We start from the raw sequence: 15,330 nt of genomic DNA, 5'->3' as shown, positions 1-15,330 counted from the left end.
GCCGTGTCGATACCCCTGTCCGTCTCCCTGCAGCACTGGCTGCCCCAGCGCGCCCTCACCGAGTTCGCCGGCCGCCTCGCGCGCGCCGAAGGCGGCGCGTTCACCCAGTGGATGATCCGCCGCTTCATCCGGCGCTACCAGGTCAACATGGCCGAGGCGGCGCAGCCCGATCCCGCCGCCTACGCCACCTTCAACGACTTCTTCACCCGCGCGCTGCGCGAGGGCGCCCGGCCGCTGAGCGAAGCCGCGTTTGTGTGTCCGGTGGACGGTGCGATCAGCCAGTTCGGCGCCATCGTTGACGACCAGATCTTCCAGGCCAAGGGCCACCACTACAGCACGCGCGCGCTGGTGGGAGGCGATGCCGCGCTGGCCGGCGCCTTCCGCAACGGCGCCTTCGCCACCATCTACCTCAGCCCGCGCGATTACCACCGCATCCACATGCCCTGCGCGGGGCGGCTGCGGCGCATGATCCACGTGCCCGGCGACCTGTATTCCGTCAACCCGGCCACCGCGCAGGGTGTGCCGGGGCTATTCGCGCGCAACGAGCGCGTGGTCTGCGTGTTCGACATCGAGCACCGCGGCCAGACGGAGCCATTCGTGCTGGTGCTGGTGGGCGCCACGATCGTCGGCAGCATGGCCACCGCCTGGCACGGCGTGGTGAACCCGCCGCGCCCGGGCGCGCTGCGCGAATGGACCTACGACGACGCGCCCATCGCGCTGGCGCGCGGCGCTGAAATGGGCCGTTTCCTGCTCGGCTCGACCGTGGTCATGCTCTGGCCGCACGACACCATCGCCTTCGATCCCCACTGGGCGCCCGCGCGGCCGGTGCGCCTGGGCGAAACCATGGGCGAGGCGCTCTGAGCGCCACGCCGACGTCTTCTACCGACCCGGAGATCCGCATGACCACCCTCGGCACCCCCCTGTCCCCGTCGGCCACCAAGGTCATGCTGCTCGGCGCCGGCGAGCTGGGCAAGGAGGTGCTGATCGCGCTGCAACGTCTGGGCGTGGAGACGATCGCGGTGGACCGCTACGACAACGCCCCGGGTCAGCAGGTCGCCCACCGCGCCCACACCATCGCCATGAGCGATCCCGAGGCGCTGCGCGCCCTCATCCAGCGCGAAAAGCCCGATCTGGTGGTGCCCGAGATCGAGGCCATTGCCACGCCGGTGCTGCAGGCGCTGGAGGCCGAGGGCGTGGTGCGCGTGGTGCCCACCGCCCGCGCCACGCGGCTGACGATGGACCGCGAGGGCATCCGCCGCCTCGCCGCCGAAACCCTCGGGCTGCCCACCAGCCCGTACCGCTTTTGCGATTCGCTGGCCGAACTCCAGGCCGCCATCGACGGCGCCGATGGCCAGCCCGGCATCGGTTATCCCTGCATCGTCAAGCCGGTGATGAGCAGCTCGGGCAAAGGCCAGAGCAAGATCGACGGGCCGGCCGACGTGGCGGGTGCCTGGGACTACGCCATGGCCGGCGGCCGCGTGAGCCACGGCCGTGTGATCGTCGAAGGCTTCATCGATTTCGACTACGAGATCACCCAGCTCACCGTGCGCGCCCGCGCGGCCGACGGCAGCGTGCAGACGCATTTCTGTGACCCGATTGGCCACGTGCAGGTCAGCGGCGATTACGTGGAGAGCTGGCAGCCGCACCCGATGTCGCCGGCGGCGCTGGCGCGTTCGCGCGAGATCGCGCAGGCGATCACCGCCAACCTCGGCGTCGGCCTGGACGGTCAGCCGGCGGGGCTGGGCCTGTTTGGCGTGGAGCTGTTCGTCAAGGGCGATCAGGTGTGGTTCAGCGAAGTCAGCCCGCGCCCCCACGACACGGGCATGGTCACGATGATCACCCAGTGGCAAAACGAGTTCGAGCTGCACGCCCGCGCCATCCTGGGCCTGCCGGTGGACACCGCGCTCAAGAGCCCGGGCGCCAGCGCCGTGATCTACGGCGGGGTCGAGGCCCGCGGCATCGTGTTCGACGGCGTGGACGAGGCCCTGCGCGTGCCCAACGCCGACATCCGCCTGTTCGGCAAACCCGAGAGTTTCGCCAAGCGGCGCATGGGCGTCGCGCTGGTGCACCACCCCGACGTGGACACCGCGCGCCGCGAGGCCAAGCGGGCCGCCGCGCTGGTGCGGCCGCGGGCGGTCTGACGCTTTTTTTCGGCCGGGCTGCATCCAAACGGCCGGCTCCGGAGTAGTGGAAGGAGTGGCGCACGACCCGGTCGTGCCCGCTGACTCGTCCACCCATCCTCAAGGAGCCTTCCATGCTGAAAACCGCCCTGGCCGCCGCGGCCGCCCTGTCTCTCGTCGCCTGCGCGTCCACCGCGCCCGCCCCGGTGTTTTCCCAGGCCAGCCTGCCGGACGCCGTGAAGGTGCCGGCCGGCCACAAGGTCGCGATGGAAACGGTGGGCGTCGGTGAGATCACCTACGAGTGCCGCGACAAGAAGGACGCCCCCGGCCAGACCGAGTGGGTGTTCGTCGGCCCCGAGGCCAAACTGCTCGACCGCGCCGGCAAGACCGTGGGCCGCTACTACGGTCCGCCCGCCACCTGGCTGAGCACCGACGGCTCGGCCGTGACCGCCACGCAGCTCGCCGTTGCCCCGGCCGGCGCCGGCAACATCCCGCTGCAGCTGGTCAAGGCCAACCCGGCCACCGGCATGGGCGCCATGACCGGTGTGACCTACATCCAGCGCGTGGCCACGGTGGGCGGTGTCGCACCGTCCGCGCCCTGCACCGCGGCCACCAAAGGCCAGAAGCAGATCGTGAAGTACCAGGCCGACTACATCCTTTACAAGGCCTCCTGAGCGGGGCCTGAGCCCGCGCAGCGCGGCGCCGAAGGCCGGGGTTGAAGCGGAACGGGGTGGGGTACCATGCGCGCGACCCCCGCCCCGATCCGCCGCGCCCGCCGCCCCGTCGTGACCCTGAACACGCCCTTCGACCACAACGCCGAGCTGGCCGCCTGTGCGCGCGGCGAGCGCGACGCGCTGCGCCGCCTTTACGAGCGCGAAGGACGCTACCTGCTGGGGGTGGCGTTGCGGCTGGTGCGCGACCGCGCGTCGGCCGAGGATGTGCTGCAGGACGCGTTTGTGGCCGTGTGGACCCGCGCGGGCAGCTTCGACCCGCGCCGCGGCGATGGCCGCGGCTGGCTCTACAGCATCGTGCGCCACGCCGCGCTGGACTGGGTGCGCGCCCACCGCCGCACCGTGAGTGCCGACGAGGAAACCCTCGACGCCCTGCAGGAAGCCGGGGCCGATTCCGGTCCTGACGTGGCCGACACGGTGGCCTGGCGCAGCTCGGTGCGCCAGCTCGACGCCTGTCTGGAGCGGCTGGATGTGGCCAAGCGACAGTGCGTGCTCCATGCCTATCTCGATGGCTGCAGCCACGCGGAGATCGCCGAGCGGCTCAACGCCCCGCTGGGCACGGTGAAGGCCTGGATCCGCCGCGGCCTCGCCGCCTTGCGCGAGTGTCTCGCCTGACCGCCATGACCAACGCCCACCGCCCCAACCCGCCCCGCCGGCCCGAGGACACCGACGCCCTCGCCGCGGGTTATGTGTTGGGCACGCTGTCGGCCGCCACGCGCGCGGCCGTGCGCGAGCGCCTGCCGGGGGACGAGGCCCTTCGTGACGCGGTGGCCTTCTGGGAGCAGCGCCTGCAGCCGCTGGCCGACACGGTGGCCCCGGTGGAGCCGTCGCCGGTGTTGTGGTCGCGCATTGAGGCGGCGTTGCCCGCACCGCCGCCGCCCGCGCGGTCGCGACCGGCGGTGCCGTCGCCGAAGCCGTGGGCCGCGTGGTGGGGCAGCGTGGCCTTGTGGCGCGGTGCCGCACTGGCCGGTTTTGCCGCCGCCACCTTCCTGGCCGTGGCGCCGTCGGTGGGGGTGCGCGCCCCGGCGGCGCAGTTTGTGGTGGTGCTGGTCGCCCCCAACCAGACCGCGCCGGGCTGGGTGGTGCAGGCCAGCGATCGACAGCGCGCGCTGCGCCTGGTGCCGCTGGCCGACACGCCGGTGCCCGAGCAGCGTTCGCTGCAGTTCTGGACCAAGGCCGACGGCTGGGACGCGCCGTTGTCGCTCGGGCTGGTGCAGCCGGGCCAGCCGCTGGAGGTGCCGCTGGACCGCCTGCCGCCACTGCAGCCCAACCAGCTCTTCGAGATCACGCTGGAGCCCTACAACGGCTCGCCCACCGGGCGGCCGACCGGGCCGATCCTCTACATCGGCCGTTCGGTCCAGGTGCTCTGAGCGCGCGACTCAGGCCAGCCGCAGCGGCAGTTGCCGCAGGCGCTGGCCGGTGAGGCGGAACAGCGCATTCGCCACCGCCGGCGCCACCGGCGGCAAGCCCGGCTCGCCCACGCCCTCCGGGTGCGCCGTGCTGGGCACGATCACGCACTCCACCACCGGCGCGTCCGGCAGGCGCAGCACCGGCTGGTCGTGGAAATTGCTCTCCTGCACGCGGCCTTCCTTCACGGTCACGCCGCCGTGCAGCGCGGCCGACAGGCCAAACACCACGCCGCTTTCCATCTGCTGGCGGATGCCCGCCGGGTTCACCGGCGTGCCGCAGTCGATGGCGCACCAGACGCGGTGCACCCGGATCGCGCGGTCCGGCCCGACCGACACCTGGGCCACCTGTGCCACGGTGGAGCCGAACGAGCGGTGCAGCGCCAGACCCAGCGCGGTCGGCGCGCCGTCGGGCGCGGGCGCGCTCGGTCGTCCCCAGCCGGCGGCCTGGGCCGCGGCCCGCAACACCTCCAGCGCGCGCGGCTGATCGGCCAGCAAGGCCTCGCGCAGCGCCAGCGGGTCTGTGCCGGCGGCGTGGGCGACTTCGTCCAGAAAGCCTTCCTTGAAAAAGGCCTGGTGCGAATGGCCCACGGCGCGCCAGAAGCCCACCGGCAGCGGCAGATCCACGTTGACGTGGCCAATGCGGGCGGCCGGCCACGCATAGGGCTGGTCAAACGCGCCCTCGCTGGCCGTCTTGTCCGGGCCGCCCCCGGGCAGTCCGAACACCCGGTCCAGCACCTGCGGCAGGATCGCCTGCCCGGCGCTGGTGTTTTTCCAGGCCACCAGCCGGTTCTGGGCGTCCAGTCCGGCGGTGAAGCGCGCCACGCAGGCCGGCCGGTACAGGTCGTGTTGCGTGTCCTGCTCGCGGCTCCACACCGTCTGCACCGGCGTGTCCGGCACGGCGCGGGCGATCGCCGCCGCCTGCGCGATGAAGTCCACCTCCAGCCGCCGGCCAAAGCCGCCGCCGAGCCACAACACGTGCACCGTCACCGCCTCGTCCGGCAGCGCCAGCACCCGCGCCACCGCGGCGCGCGCCAGATCCGGCACCTGGGTCGACACCCACACCTCCGCGCGGTCGCGTCCGGCGCGCACCGTGCAGTTCACCGGCTCCAGCGCGGCGTGGGCCAGCCACGGCGCGCGGTACTCGGCCGTCACCGTGCGCGCTGCCGTGGCCAGCGCCGCGTCCACATCGCCGGTCTTGAAAAACGCGAAGCCGTCCTCGCGGTCCAGCGTGGCGGCCAGCGTGTCGACCGCCGCCGCGCTGTCGAAGGCCGCGGCCGGGCCGGCGTCCCACTGCACCTGCAGCGCCGCCAGCGCCTGCTGCGCGCGCCAGCCGCGGTCGGCGATCACCGCCACCCCGCCGGTGCTGCCCTGCAGCGGCGGCACCGTCACCACCGCCCGCACGCCAGGCCGGGCCGCGGCCGCGCGATCATCGACCGACGCGACGCGCCCGCCGCGCGTGGGGCACATCAGGAGTCGTGCGTGCAACAAACCCTCGGGGCGCGCGTCGATGCCAAAGCGCGCGCTGCCGTCCACCTTGGCGCGCGCCTCCAGGCGCGGGGCGGGCTGACCAATCAGCCGAAACGCCGACGGCGCTTTCAGCGCCACGTCCCGCGGCAGCGGCTGCGACGCCGCGGCGGCGGCCAGTTCGCCGTAGCCCGCCCGCTGGCCGCCCGGGCCGATCACCGTGCCCGCCTCGGTGCGGCAGGCCGCCGGATCGACGCCCCAGCCGGCCGCGGCCGCCCCGACCAGCATGGCCCGCGCGCTCGCGCCCGCCTGGCGCATCGGCAGCCACAGGTCCTTCACGCTCGACGAGCCGCCCGTCATCATCACGCCCATCTCGCGCATCGCCTTGGCGGTGAGCCAGCGCGCCGCGTCGGCCACCACGCTGTCGGCGTCCGGGTGGAAGGGCAGCCCGTCCACCACCGTGGCCAGGTTGCGGTAGATCGGGTCGATGGGGGCGGGCCGCACCGTCACGCGCGCCCAGTCCGCGTCCAGCTCCTCGGCCAGGATGCGCGCCAGCGCGGTGGCGATGCCCTGGCCCATCTCGCTCTTGGCCAGCGCCACAGTGACCGTGCCGTCGGCGCCGATCACCACCCAGCCGTTGAGCGGATGTTCGCCCGGCCCGGCGGGCAGGGGCTCGCGCGTGGTCAGCCGCTGCCGCGGCGGCGTCACGCCCCAGCCGATCACCAGCGCGCCGGCCACGCCCAGCGTGCCGAGAAGAAAGGTGCGACGCGTGCTCATTGAAAAGCCACCTCCGCGAAGCTGCGCAGCTTGCGGCTGTGCAGCTGGTCCACGCCACCTTCGCGCAGTCGCTCCACCGCGCGGATGCCGATGCGCAGGTGCTGGTCGACGCGCTCGCGGTAGAAGTGGTTGGCCATGCCGGGCAGCTTGATTTCGCCGTGCAGTGGCTTGTCGCTCACGCACAGCAGGGTGCCGTAGGGTACGCGGAAGCGGAAGCCGTTGGCGGCGATGGTGGCGCTTTCCATGTCCAGCGCCACCGCGCGCGACTGCGAGAAGCGCCGCTGCGGCGTGTTGTCCGGCAGCAGCTCCCAGTTGCGGTTGTCGGTGCTGGCGACCGTGCCGGTGCGCATGATGCGTTTGAGTTCGTGCGGCGCCACGCCCGTGACGGCGGCGACCGCAGCCTCCAGCGCCAGCTGGATTTCCGCCAGCGCCGGAATCGGCACCCACAGCGGCAGTTCCTCGTCAAGCACATGGTCCTCGCGCACATACGCGTGCGCGAGCACGTAGTCGCCGAGTTGCTGGTTGGTGCGCAGCCCCGCGCAGTGGCCCAGCATGAGCCAGGCGTGCGGCCGCAGCACGGCGATGTGGTCGGTGATGTTCTTGGCGTTGGCCGGACCGACGCCGATATTGACCATGGTGATGCCGCTGCGGTCGGCGCGCATCAGGTGGTAGCCGGGCATCTGCGGCAGCCGGGGAGGCTGGTGGCCCAGCTCGTCGCCCGGTTCGGCCGGCAGTCCGGCGCGCCGCGTGACCACGTTGCCGGGCTCGACGAAGGCGATGTAGGGGCTGTCGGGCCTGGCCATCTCGGCGTGGCCGAGCTTGATGAATTCGTCGATGTAGAACTGGTAGTTCGTGAACAGCACGAAGTTCTGAAACCACTCGGGTGAGGTGCCGGTGTAGTGGCGCAGGCGCTGCAGCGAGTAGTCCACGCGCGGCGCGGTGAACAGCGACAGCGGGTGCGGCTCGCCAGGGCGGGGCTCGAAAGTGCCGTTGGCGATGCCGTCGTCCATGGCGGTGAGGTCCGGCAGGTCGAACACGTCGCGCATGTAGGCGCGGCGCTCCGCGCTCATCTGGCCTTCCACGTGGTCGTGCTCGGCGAAGGAGAAGTGGATCGGGATCGGCTGGCTGCCGACGCCGATCTCCAGTTCGCCGCCGTGGTTGGCCAGCAGCAGCCGGAACTGCTCGCGGTAGTAGTCGCTGTACAGGTCCGGGCGCGTGAGGGTGGTCTCGTAGCGGCCGGGCCCGGCGACGAAACCGTAACTCAGGCGCTGGCGTCCGCCGTCGGGGTTGCCCGCGCCCAGGCGCAGGTTGCTGTGGGTGTGCAGACGCACGAAGGGGTAGCAGGCCCGCACGCGCACGCCGTCGAAATCGGCGCCGGCCACGTAGTCGTGCATCGCCTGGCGCAGGAAGCCCACGCTGCGGTCATACAAGTGGCGCACCTGCGCCAGCGCCGCGTCCGGGTCGTGGAAAAAGCGGGGAGCGGTAAAGTCGGGCGAGCGTTGCATGGGCCTATTGTGGCCCGCGTCGATGAACGCCCCAAGACCGAATCCATGACCGCGATCACCGCGCCCGACCTCGCCCACGCCGTTGCCACGCTGGCGGTGGCGCTGGGCTGCGGGCTGCTGGTGGGCATCGAGCGCGAGCGGCGCAAGGGCGCGGGGCCACAACGCGCGCTGGCCGGGTTGCGCAGTTTCGCGCTGGCCTGCGTGACGGGCGCGGCCGCCGCGCTCACCGGGCTGGCCGGGGTGGTCGTGGCCGGGGCCGGTTTTGTCGCGGGTCTGGGCCTGCTCGCCTACTGGAAGGACCGCTCCGGCGACCCGGGCGTGACCACCGAGGTCGCGCTGTTGCTGACCTACCTGATCGGCGTGCTCGCGGCCCAGAGCGCGCCGCTGGCGGCGGCCCTGGCGGCCGGACTCACGGTGGTGCTGGCCCTGCGGGACCGCGCGCACCGCTTCGTCACCCACTGGTTGCGCCCGGGCGAGGTGCGCGACGGCATCCTGCTCGCCGCCCTGGTGTTGCTGGGCCTGCCGCTGCTGCCGGACCGGCCGTTGTGGGGCGACGCGCTGAACCCGCGCGCGATCGGTACCTTGCTGGCCCTGCTGCTCATCCTGCAATCGGTGGCCCACCTCGCGCGCCGGTTGCTGGCCGCGCGCCACGCCCTGGCGCTGTCCTCGCTGGCCTCGGGCTTTGTGTCCAGCACGGCCACCATCGCCAGCCTGGGCCTGGCCGCCCGGCGTTCCGGCGACGCCCGCGCGCTCGCCGGCGGCGGGCTGTTGTCCTGCGTGGCCACGCTGCTGCAATTGTTGATGGTCGCCACCGCGCTGCGCCCGGCGTGGCTGCCCGACCTGTGGACGCCTGTGGCCGCGGGCGGCGCGCTGGCGCTGCTGTGGGGCCTGTGGCTGGTGCGCGGTGCCGCTTCTGGCGCCGCGCCGCTGGGTGGTTCGTCGCCGCGCGCCGACGCGCTGGCCGTGGCCCGCGACGACCGCATGTTCAGCCTGCCCGGCGCGCTGGGCGTGGCGGCGCTGCTGGCGGGCGTGCAGGCGCTGGTGCACGCGCTGCGGCAGTGGCTGGGCGACACCGGCCTGCTCCTGGGTGCCGGTATCGGCGCGCTGGCCGACCTGCACGCGGCAGCGGCGGCGCTGTTCAGCGATGCCGCCCCCGACCCGGCCGCGCACCAGGCGCTGGCGCTGGTCCTGGTGGTGCACGCGGCGAGCAAAAGCGTGGCGGCCGTGGTGGCCGGCGGCACGCCCTACGCGCGCGCCTTGCTGCCGGGCCTGTGGGCCCACACCGCGCTGGCCGCGGCGGTGCTGCTGTTCACCTGACCGGCTCTCGCATCGTCACGAACTCTTCCGCCGCCGTGGGGTGGATGCCGATGGTGCTGTCGAACACCGCCTTGGTGGCGCCGGCCTTCAGCGCGACGGCGAAGCCCTGCACGATCTCGCCGGCCTCCGCGCCCACCATGTGCAGGCCCACGACGCGGTCGCTGGCCGCGTCCACCACGAGCTTCATCAGGGTGCGCTCGCTGCGACCCGAGAGCGTGTGGCGCAGTGCCTTGAATTCGCTGCGGAACACGCGGACGTCGCCGAACCGTTCGCGGGCCTGGGTCTCCGTCAGGCCCACGGTGCCGATGTTCGGGTGCGTGAACACGGCGGTGGGGATGAGGTCGTAGGCCATCTGGCGCGGCGCCTTGCCCGGCGCCGGGCCGCAGAGCTGGTCGACCACGACCATCGCCTCGCCCAGCGCGACCGGCGTGAGCGCCACGCGATCGATCACGTCACCCACCGCCCAGATGTGCGGCACCGTGGTCTGGTAGCGCTCGTTGACGATGACCTCACCCTGCGCGCCGGTGGCCACGCCCGCCGCCTCCAGGCCCAGCCCCTGGCTGCGCGGGCGGCGGCCGGTGGCGTACAGCGCGGCGTCCACCACCAGCGTGTTGCCGTCCTCGCAGGTCACGTGCAGACCGTCGTCGCGCCGGTGAATCTCCACCACGCCGGCGTGGAGCCGCAGGTCCACGCCCGCCTTGGCCATCTCGGCGGCGGCAAAGTGGCGGAGCTCGTCGTCGAAGCCGCGCAGCACCTGCTCCCCGCGGTAAAGCTGCGTCACGCGGCTCCCCAGCCCGTTGAAGATGGAGGCGAACTCGCAGGCGATGTAGCCACCGCCGACGATCAGCAGCCGCTTCGGGAACGGGTCGAGGTCGAACACCTCGTCGCTGGTGATGACGTGTTCGCGACCCTGGAAGTGCGGCACATGCGGCGCGCCGCCGGTGGCGATCAGGATGTGGGCCGCGCTGAAGTGGCGGTGGCCCGGCGAGCCGTCGGCGTTGAGGGTGGCCAGTTCGATCGTGTGGTCGCCCGCCAGCCGCGCAAAGCCGTCCAGCGTGGTCACGCCCGCGCCGCGCAACAGGTTGGCATACACGCCGTTGAGCCGGCTGATTTCGGTGGCGCGGTTGGCCTTGAGCGTGGCCCAGTCAAAGCGCGCCTCGCCCAGCCGCCAGCCGAAGCCGCGCGCCTCTTCGAAGGCCTCGTGGTAGTGCGCGGCGTAGCTGTACAGCTTCTTGGGAATGCAGCCCAGGTTGACGCAGGTACCGCCGAGGCCGTCGGTGCCGAGGGTCTCGGCCAGGGCGACGCGCAAGCCGCGCTGCGCGGCCATGCGGGCCGCACGCACGCCGCCGCTGCCGCCGCCGATGACGAAAAGGTCGAAGTCGTGTGATGCGCTCATGCCCGAATGGTAGGCCGCCCGGGCGGTGCTTGTCGGCGGCGTCGCCAAGGCGGTCGGTGCAGCGGGGCATTGCCGCGAGCGGGTGCGCGCGCCGCCCGCCCCGGCCAGAATCCCGGCCATGCCCGATCCGATCTTCCCCCGCTCTGACGAACTGGCGCTGGTGATGGGCGGCACCGGCGGCATCGGCGCTGCCTTGGCCGACGCGCTGGCCGCCCGCGGGAGGGCCGTGCTGGCCGTGGGGCGCCGCACCCCGGTGGCCGTGGATTACGCGGACCCCGGCAGTGTGGAGCGCCTGGCGGCGCACGTGGCCCAGCGGCTGGCGGACGAGCAGCGGTCGCTGACGACGCTCATCGTCGCCACCGGCGTCCTCCACGAGGGCGCGGTGCAGCCCGAGCGCAGCTGGCAGCACCTCGACGCCGAGGCCTTGCAGCGCGTCTTCCTCGTCAACACGATCGGCCCGGCGCTGGTCATGCGCCACCTGCTGCCGCTGCTGCCGCGGCAAGGCCGGTGCGTGGCGGCCTTTCTGTCGGCGCGCGTGGGGAGCATCGGCGACAACCGCCTGGGGGGCTGGTACGGTTACCGCGCGTCCAAGGCCGCGCTCAACCAGTTGGTGCGCACGGCGTCGATCGAACTCGCCCGGCGCAACAAGCAGGCCTTGTGCGTGGCCCTGCATCCCGGGACGGTGGACACCGCGCTCTCCCAGCCTTTCGCCAAGACCGGGCTGGAGGTGCGCCCGCCGGCGCTGGCTGCGCAGCAACTGCTGCAAGTCATCGACACGCTGCCCGAGGGCAGCGGTGGCGGGTTCTTCGACCACCAGGGCCTGCCCGTGCCCTGGTGATGTCGGCGCCGCAGGGTGCGGCGCGGGACCGGGTCAGTAGGTGTAGACGCCGCGGCCGGTCTTGCGGCCGAGCCAGCCGGCAGCGACCATTTCCTTGAGCAGCGGGGCGGGGCGGTACTTGCTGTCGTTGAACTCGGCCATGTAGACGTTCATGACGGCCAGGCACACGTCCAGACCGATCATGTCGGCCAGGGCCAGCGGGCCGATGGGCTGGTTGGTGCCGAGTTTCATGCCGGCGTCGATGTCCTCGGGCGTGGCCAGCCCCTCGGCCAGCACGAAGAAGGCCTCGTTGATCATCGGCACCAGAATCCGGTTGACGACGAAGCCCGGGGCGTTCTTCACCGTGATGGGCGTCTTGCCCAGCGCTTCGGCCAGGGCTTTCACCGTGTCGTGCGTGGCGTCGCTGGTCTGCAGGCCGCGGATGATTTCCACCAGCGCCATCATCGGCACCGGGTTGAAGAAGTGCATGCCGATGAAGCGGTCGGCGCGCTGGGTGGCCGCGGCCAGTTTGGTGATGCTGATGGAGCTGGTGTTGGTGGCGACGATGACGTCGGGGCCCAGCAGGCCGTCGAGCTGCTGCAGGATCTTGACCTTCAAGGCCTCGTTTTCGGTGGCGGCCTCGATCACCAGCTGCGCGCCCTTGAGATCGTCGTAGGACGTGCTGGTGGTGATCAGCGCCATGGCCTGGGCTTTGGCCTCGGCGGTCATCTTCTCTTTCTTGATCAGGCGGTCGAGGCTGCCGCCGATGGTGGCCACGGCTTTGTCGAGCGCGGCCTGGGCGATGTCGACCAGCACGACGCGGATGCCGCTGGTGGCGCAGGCCTGCGCGATGCCGTTGCCCATGGTGCCGGAGCCGATGATGCCGACGGTCTGGATGGTGGTGCTCATGCTGAAAAACCTCGTGGAAGGCAAAGGTGAAGGGCGGGGAAAACCCGGCGTCCCGGGCGTGTCATTCCTAGGCGGGGCTGCCTAAAGGCGGCCCGGGCCGTGTGCTAACTTGCCCATCGATTGTCGCCCACCGCCACCGCGGGTACGGCGCACCAACTTCGGAGACAGGCATGTACGACTACATCATCGTGGGCGGCGGATCGGCGGGCTGCGTGCTGGCCGGACGCCTGAGCGAGGATCCGGGGGTCCGCGTGGCGCTGGTGGAAGCGGGGCCGCCAGACCGCAGCGTGTTGATCCACTGTCCGGGCGGGCTGGCGCTGATGGCGCGCAACGGACAGGCCAACTGGGCCTATGAGACGGTGCCGCAGCCGGGGCTCAACGGGCGCCGTGGCTACCAGCCGCGCGGCAAGGTGCTGGGCGGGTCAAGTTCGATCAACGCCATGATCTACGCCCGCGGCCACGCCCGGGACTACGACGACTGGGCCGCGCAGGGCAATCCGGGCTGGTCGTGGAAAGACGTCCTGCCTGTCTTCAAGCGCGCTGAGCACAACGAACGCGGCGCCGACGCGTTCCATGGCACGGGCGGCCCCCTCAACGTGAAAGACCTGACATCGCCCAACCCGTTCCTGGCCTCGTTCCTGGAGGCGGGTCGGCAGGCGGGTTATCCGCTCAACCCGGACTTCAACGGCGCGGAGCAAGAGGGCGTCGGCGTCTACCAGGTCACGCACCGCGACGGCGAGCGCTTCAGCGCCGCCAAGGCCTACCTCACGCCCCACCTTAACCGCCCGAACCTGCAGGTCATCACCCACGCCGCCGTCACCCGCGTGATCACCGAGTTCGGCGAGACCACCGGCGGCAGCACCCCGGTGCGGGCGGTGGGTATCGAGTACCGTGGCCAGGACGGGCGGGGCCCGCTGCAGACGCTGCGTTGCCGCGAGGGCGGCGAGGTGGTGTTGAGCGCCGGCGCCTTCGGCTCGCCCCAGCTGCTGCTGCTCTCCGGCATCGGGCCCGAGGACCACCTGCGTGAGGTCGGTGTGCGGCCCGTGCGGCACCTGCCGGGCGTGGGGCAGAACCTGCACGACCACGTGGACGTGGTGCTGGTGATGAACGCGCCGCGCGTGCGCGACCTGCTGGGCATCACGCCCGTGGGCGTGTGGCGGGTGATCAAGGCGATCGGCGAATGGCGCCGCCACCGCCGCGGGCTGCTGACCAGCAACTTCGCCGAAGCCGGCGGATTCATCAAGAGCGACCCGGCGGAGCCGCTGCCCGATCTGCAGCTGCATTTCGTCGTGGGCAAGCTGGTCGATCACGGCCGCAAGACGGTGCTGGGTCACGGCTACTCCTGCCATGTGTGCCTGCTGCGGCCGCGCAGCCGCGGCAGCCTGCGTCTGGCCAGCGCCGACCCGCAGGTGGCGCCGCTGATCGATCCGGCCTTCCTGCAGGACCCCGACGACACGGCCCGCCTGGTGCGCGGCTTCCGTCAATTGCGCGCGCTGCTCAACCAGCCCGCGCTCGCCCGCCACGGTGGCTTTGAGGCGGCGGCTTCGGCCTCGGCGCGCACCGACGCCGAGATCGAGCGCTTCGTTCGCGACCACGCCGACACCATCTACCACCCGGTGGGCACCTGCAAGATGGGCCCGGGCCCGGACGCGGTGGTCGACGCGCAGCTGCGCGTGCACGGCGTGCAGGGTCTTCGCGTGGTGGATGCCTCGGTGATGCCCAGTATCGTCGGTGGCAACACCAACGCGCCGGTGATCATGATGGCGGAAAAGGCGGTGGACTGGCTGCGCGCGGCCCGCGGTGCGGCCGGTGCCGTGTCAGCGCCGGCGGCCGAGCGGGCCGAGGCACTGGCCGCCTGAGCAGACCGCTCGACAGCTCAGTCCTCAGCGCACCGGCGCGGTCTGGCGCATCAATGTGGACTTGCCGAACAGGCTTTCGATCAGGTCCACGGCCAGCAACGCGGTGCGGTTGCGAACGTCCAGCGCCGGGTTGAGCTCCACCACATCAAGGCTGCCCAGCCGGCCGGTGTCGGCGATCATTTCCATGCAGAGCTGGGCTTCCCGGTAGGTCGGCCCGCCCGGCACGGTGGTGCCCACGCCCGGAGCGATCTCGGGATCGAGAAAGTCGACGTCGAAGCTCACGTGCAGGTGGGTGTTGTCGTCGAGGTCGGCCAGCGCCTGCGCCATGGTGTGGCGCATGCCCATCTCGTCGATGTAGCGCATGTCGAACACCTCCAGCCCGTGTTCATGGACCAGCCGCTTTTCGCCCGCGTCCACGCTGCGGATGCCGATCTGGCGCACCACGTCGGGCGTGATGGCGGGCGTGGTGCCGCCGATGCCGGTGAGTTCGGGCGGCCCCATGCCGCACAGCAGCGCGACCGGCATGCCGTGCAGATTGCCACTGGGCGTGAGGGCGGCGGTGTTGAAGTCGGCGTGGGCGTCGAGCCACAACACACGCAGCCGCCGGCCGCGGGTGCGGCAGTGGCGCGCCACCGCGCTGATCGAGCCCAGGCCGAGACAGTGGTCGCCGCCGAGCACGATCGGCATCCGTCCGCCCTGCAGCTCGGCGAACACCGCCTCGTGCAGGGCGCGGTTCCAGGCCACCACCTCAGGCAGGTGCCGGTAGCCGTCGCGCGGCGGCTGCCACGGGTTGGCCGGACCGCCGAGGTTGCCGCGGTCGATCACCGACACGCCGTGGCTTTCCAGCACGGCCTGCAGACCGGCCACGCGCAAGGCCTCCGGGCCCATGGAGGCGCCGCGGGCGCCGGCGCCGATGTCGGTGGGCACGCCGATCAGGCTGACGGGAGGGGTTTGCATGCCGGCGATTGTCGCCCGGCTGGCGGTGGGGGCAAGGCCACTGCCGCACAATCCCGCCGGTCCACCGAG

At 72.2% G+C, this 15,330-nt stretch carries 13 protein-coding genes; 8 read left to right on the top strand and 5 right to left on the bottom strand.

Annotated features, from left to right (window positions below):
* The first annotated feature begins 3 nt into the window (after positions 1-3).
* The 5 genes from asd (at position 4) to AC2D80_RS11205 (ending at position 4,221) form a co-directional block, all read left to right on the top strand.
* The gene (gene asd / locus AC2D80_RS11225) at positions 4-861 is read left to right on the top strand and encodes an archaetidylserine decarboxylase (RefSeq protein WP_484633102.1); all 858 of its coding nucleotides are present in this window, start codon (positions 4-6) and stop codon (positions 859-861) included.
* Between the two features lie 38 nt (positions 862-899).
* Positions 900-2,141: a formate-dependent phosphoribosylglycinamide formyltransferase gene (purT, locus tag AC2D80_RS11220; RefSeq protein WP_484633101.1), complete on the top strand. Its 1,242-nt coding sequence runs from the start codon at positions 900-902 to the stop codon at positions 2,139-2,141.
* 113 nt (positions 2,142-2,254) lie between these two features.
* A complete protein-coding gene (locus AC2D80_RS11215) occupies positions 2,255-2,794 on the top strand; it encodes a DUF3455 domain-containing protein (protein WP_484633100.1) in 540 nt (179 codons plus the stop codon).
* A gap of 66 nt (positions 2,795-2,860) precedes the next feature.
* A complete protein-coding gene (locus tag AC2D80_RS11210) occupies positions 2,861-3,466 on the top strand; it encodes a sigma-70 family RNA polymerase sigma factor (protein ID WP_484633099.1) in 606 nt (201 codons plus the stop codon).
* Between the two features lie 5 nt (positions 3,467-3,471).
* On the top strand, positions 3,472-4,221 hold the full coding sequence (locus AC2D80_RS11205; protein WP_484633098.1) for an anti-sigma factor: 750 nt from the start codon (positions 3,472-3,474) through the stop codon (positions 4,219-4,221).
* Between the two features lie 9 nt (positions 4,222-4,230).
* On the opposite strand, the gene AC2D80_RS11200 is transcribed toward AC2D80_RS11205, so the two are convergent.
* Together AC2D80_RS11200 and AC2D80_RS11195 are read right to left on the bottom strand one after the other, a co-directional pair.
* Positions 4,231-6,501: a xanthine dehydrogenase family protein molybdopterin-binding subunit gene (locus AC2D80_RS11200; RefSeq protein WP_484633097.1), complete on the bottom strand. Its 2,271-nt coding sequence runs from the start codon at positions 6,499-6,501 to the stop codon at positions 4,231-4,233.
* Positions 6,498-8,006, bottom strand: coding sequence for an AMP nucleosidase (locus tag AC2D80_RS11195; RefSeq protein WP_484633096.1), 1,509 nt, complete (start codon positions 8,004-8,006; stop codon positions 6,498-6,500). The genes AC2D80_RS11200 and AC2D80_RS11195 overlap by 4 nt, the downstream gene beginning before the upstream one ends.
* Before the next feature lie 45 nt (positions 8,007-8,051).
* On the opposite strand from AC2D80_RS11195, the gene AC2D80_RS11190 reads away from it, so the two are divergent.
* Complete coding sequence (locus AC2D80_RS11190; RefSeq protein ID WP_484633095.1) at positions 8,052-9,323, top strand: DUF4010 domain-containing protein; 1,272 nt, start codon at positions 8,052-8,054, stop codon at positions 9,321-9,323.
* Here AC2D80_RS11190 and gorA read toward each other — a convergent pair.
* Positions 9,316-10,719 carry a glutathione-disulfide reductase gene (gorA, locus tag AC2D80_RS11185; protein WP_484633094.1) on the bottom strand — a complete coding sequence of 468 codons (1,404 nt, stop codon included), beginning with the start codon at positions 10,717-10,719 and terminating at the stop codon, positions 9,316-9,318. The two genes, AC2D80_RS11190 and gorA, sit on opposite strands and share 8 nt — an antisense overlap.
* A 118-nt stretch (positions 10,720-10,837) precedes the next feature.
* Here gorA and AC2D80_RS11180 point away from each other — a divergent pair, with 118 nt between their 5' ends.
* Complete coding sequence (locus AC2D80_RS11180) at positions 10,838-11,557, top strand: SDR family NAD(P)-dependent oxidoreductase (RefSeq protein WP_484633093.1); 720 nt, start codon at positions 10,838-10,840, stop codon at positions 11,555-11,557.
* Between the two features lie 33 nt (positions 11,558-11,590).
* On the opposite strand, the gene AC2D80_RS11175 is transcribed toward AC2D80_RS11180, so the two are convergent.
* Positions 11,591-12,445 carry a 3-hydroxybutyryl-CoA dehydrogenase gene (locus AC2D80_RS11175; RefSeq protein WP_484633092.1) on the bottom strand — a complete coding sequence of 285 codons (855 nt, stop codon included), beginning with the start codon at positions 12,443-12,445 and terminating at the stop codon, positions 11,591-11,593.
* Between the two features lie 170 nt (positions 12,446-12,615).
* Between AC2D80_RS11175 and AC2D80_RS11170 the strand changes: the two genes are divergently transcribed.
* Complete coding sequence (locus AC2D80_RS11170; protein WP_484633091.1) at positions 12,616-14,304, top strand: GMC family oxidoreductase; 1,689 nt, start codon at positions 12,616-12,618, stop codon at positions 14,302-14,304.
* 24 nt (positions 14,305-14,328) lie between these two features.
* Here the strand turns inward: AC2D80_RS11170 and rocF are convergent, their stop codons facing one another.
* Positions 14,329-15,261, bottom strand: a complete 933-nt coding sequence (gene rocF, locus AC2D80_RS11165; protein WP_484633090.1) for an arginase — start codon at positions 15,259-15,261, stop codon at positions 14,329-14,331.
* Positions 15,262-15,330: the final 69 nt, after the last annotated feature.

This window comes from Hydrogenophaga sp. T66, assembly GCF_057219855.1.
The sequence above is the reverse complement of the archived record's forward strand: the minus strand, read 5'-3'. Positions and strand labels throughout refer to the sequence as shown.

Coding starts and splice junctions, on each gene's coding strand:
- purT (WP_484633101.1), top strand. CDS start 900: ATGACCACCCTCGGCACCCCCCTGTCCCCGTCGGCCACCAAGGTCATG.
- AC2D80_RS11215 (WP_484633100.1), top strand. CDS start 2,255: ATGCTGAAAACCGCCCTGGCCGCCGCGGCCGCCCTGTCTCTCGTCGCC.
- AC2D80_RS11210 (WP_484633099.1), top strand. CDS start 2,861: ATGCGCGCGACCCCCGCCCCGATCCGCCGCGCCCGCCGCCCCGTCGTG.
- AC2D80_RS11205 (WP_484633098.1), top strand. CDS start 3,472: ATGACCAACGCCCACCGCCCCAACCCGCCCCGCCGGCCCGAGGACACC.
- AC2D80_RS11200 (WP_484633097.1), bottom strand. CDS start 6,501: ATGAGCACGCGTCGCACCTTTCTTCTCGGCACGCTGGGCGTGGCCGGC.
- AC2D80_RS11195 (WP_484633096.1), bottom strand. CDS start 8,006: ATGCAACGCTCGCCCGACTTTACCGCTCCCCGCTTTTTCCACGACCCG.
- AC2D80_RS11190 (WP_484633095.1), top strand. CDS start 8,052: ATGACCGCGATCACCGCGCCCGACCTCGCCCACGCCGTTGCCACGCTG.
- gorA (WP_484633094.1), bottom strand. CDS start 10,719: ATGAGCGCATCACACGACTTCGACCTTTTCGTCATCGGCGGCGGCAGC.
- AC2D80_RS11180 (WP_484633093.1), top strand. CDS start 10,838: ATGCCCGATCCGATCTTCCCCCGCTCTGACGAACTGGCGCTGGTGATG.
- AC2D80_RS11175 (WP_484633092.1), bottom strand. CDS start 12,445: ATGAGCACCACCATCCAGACCGTCGGCATCATCGGCTCCGGCACCATG.
- AC2D80_RS11170 (WP_484633091.1), top strand. CDS start 12,616: ATGTACGACTACATCATCGTGGGCGGCGGATCGGCGGGCTGCGTGCTG.
- rocF (WP_484633090.1), bottom strand. CDS start 15,261: ATGCAAACCCCTCCCGTCAGCCTGATCGGCGTGCCCACCGACATCGGC.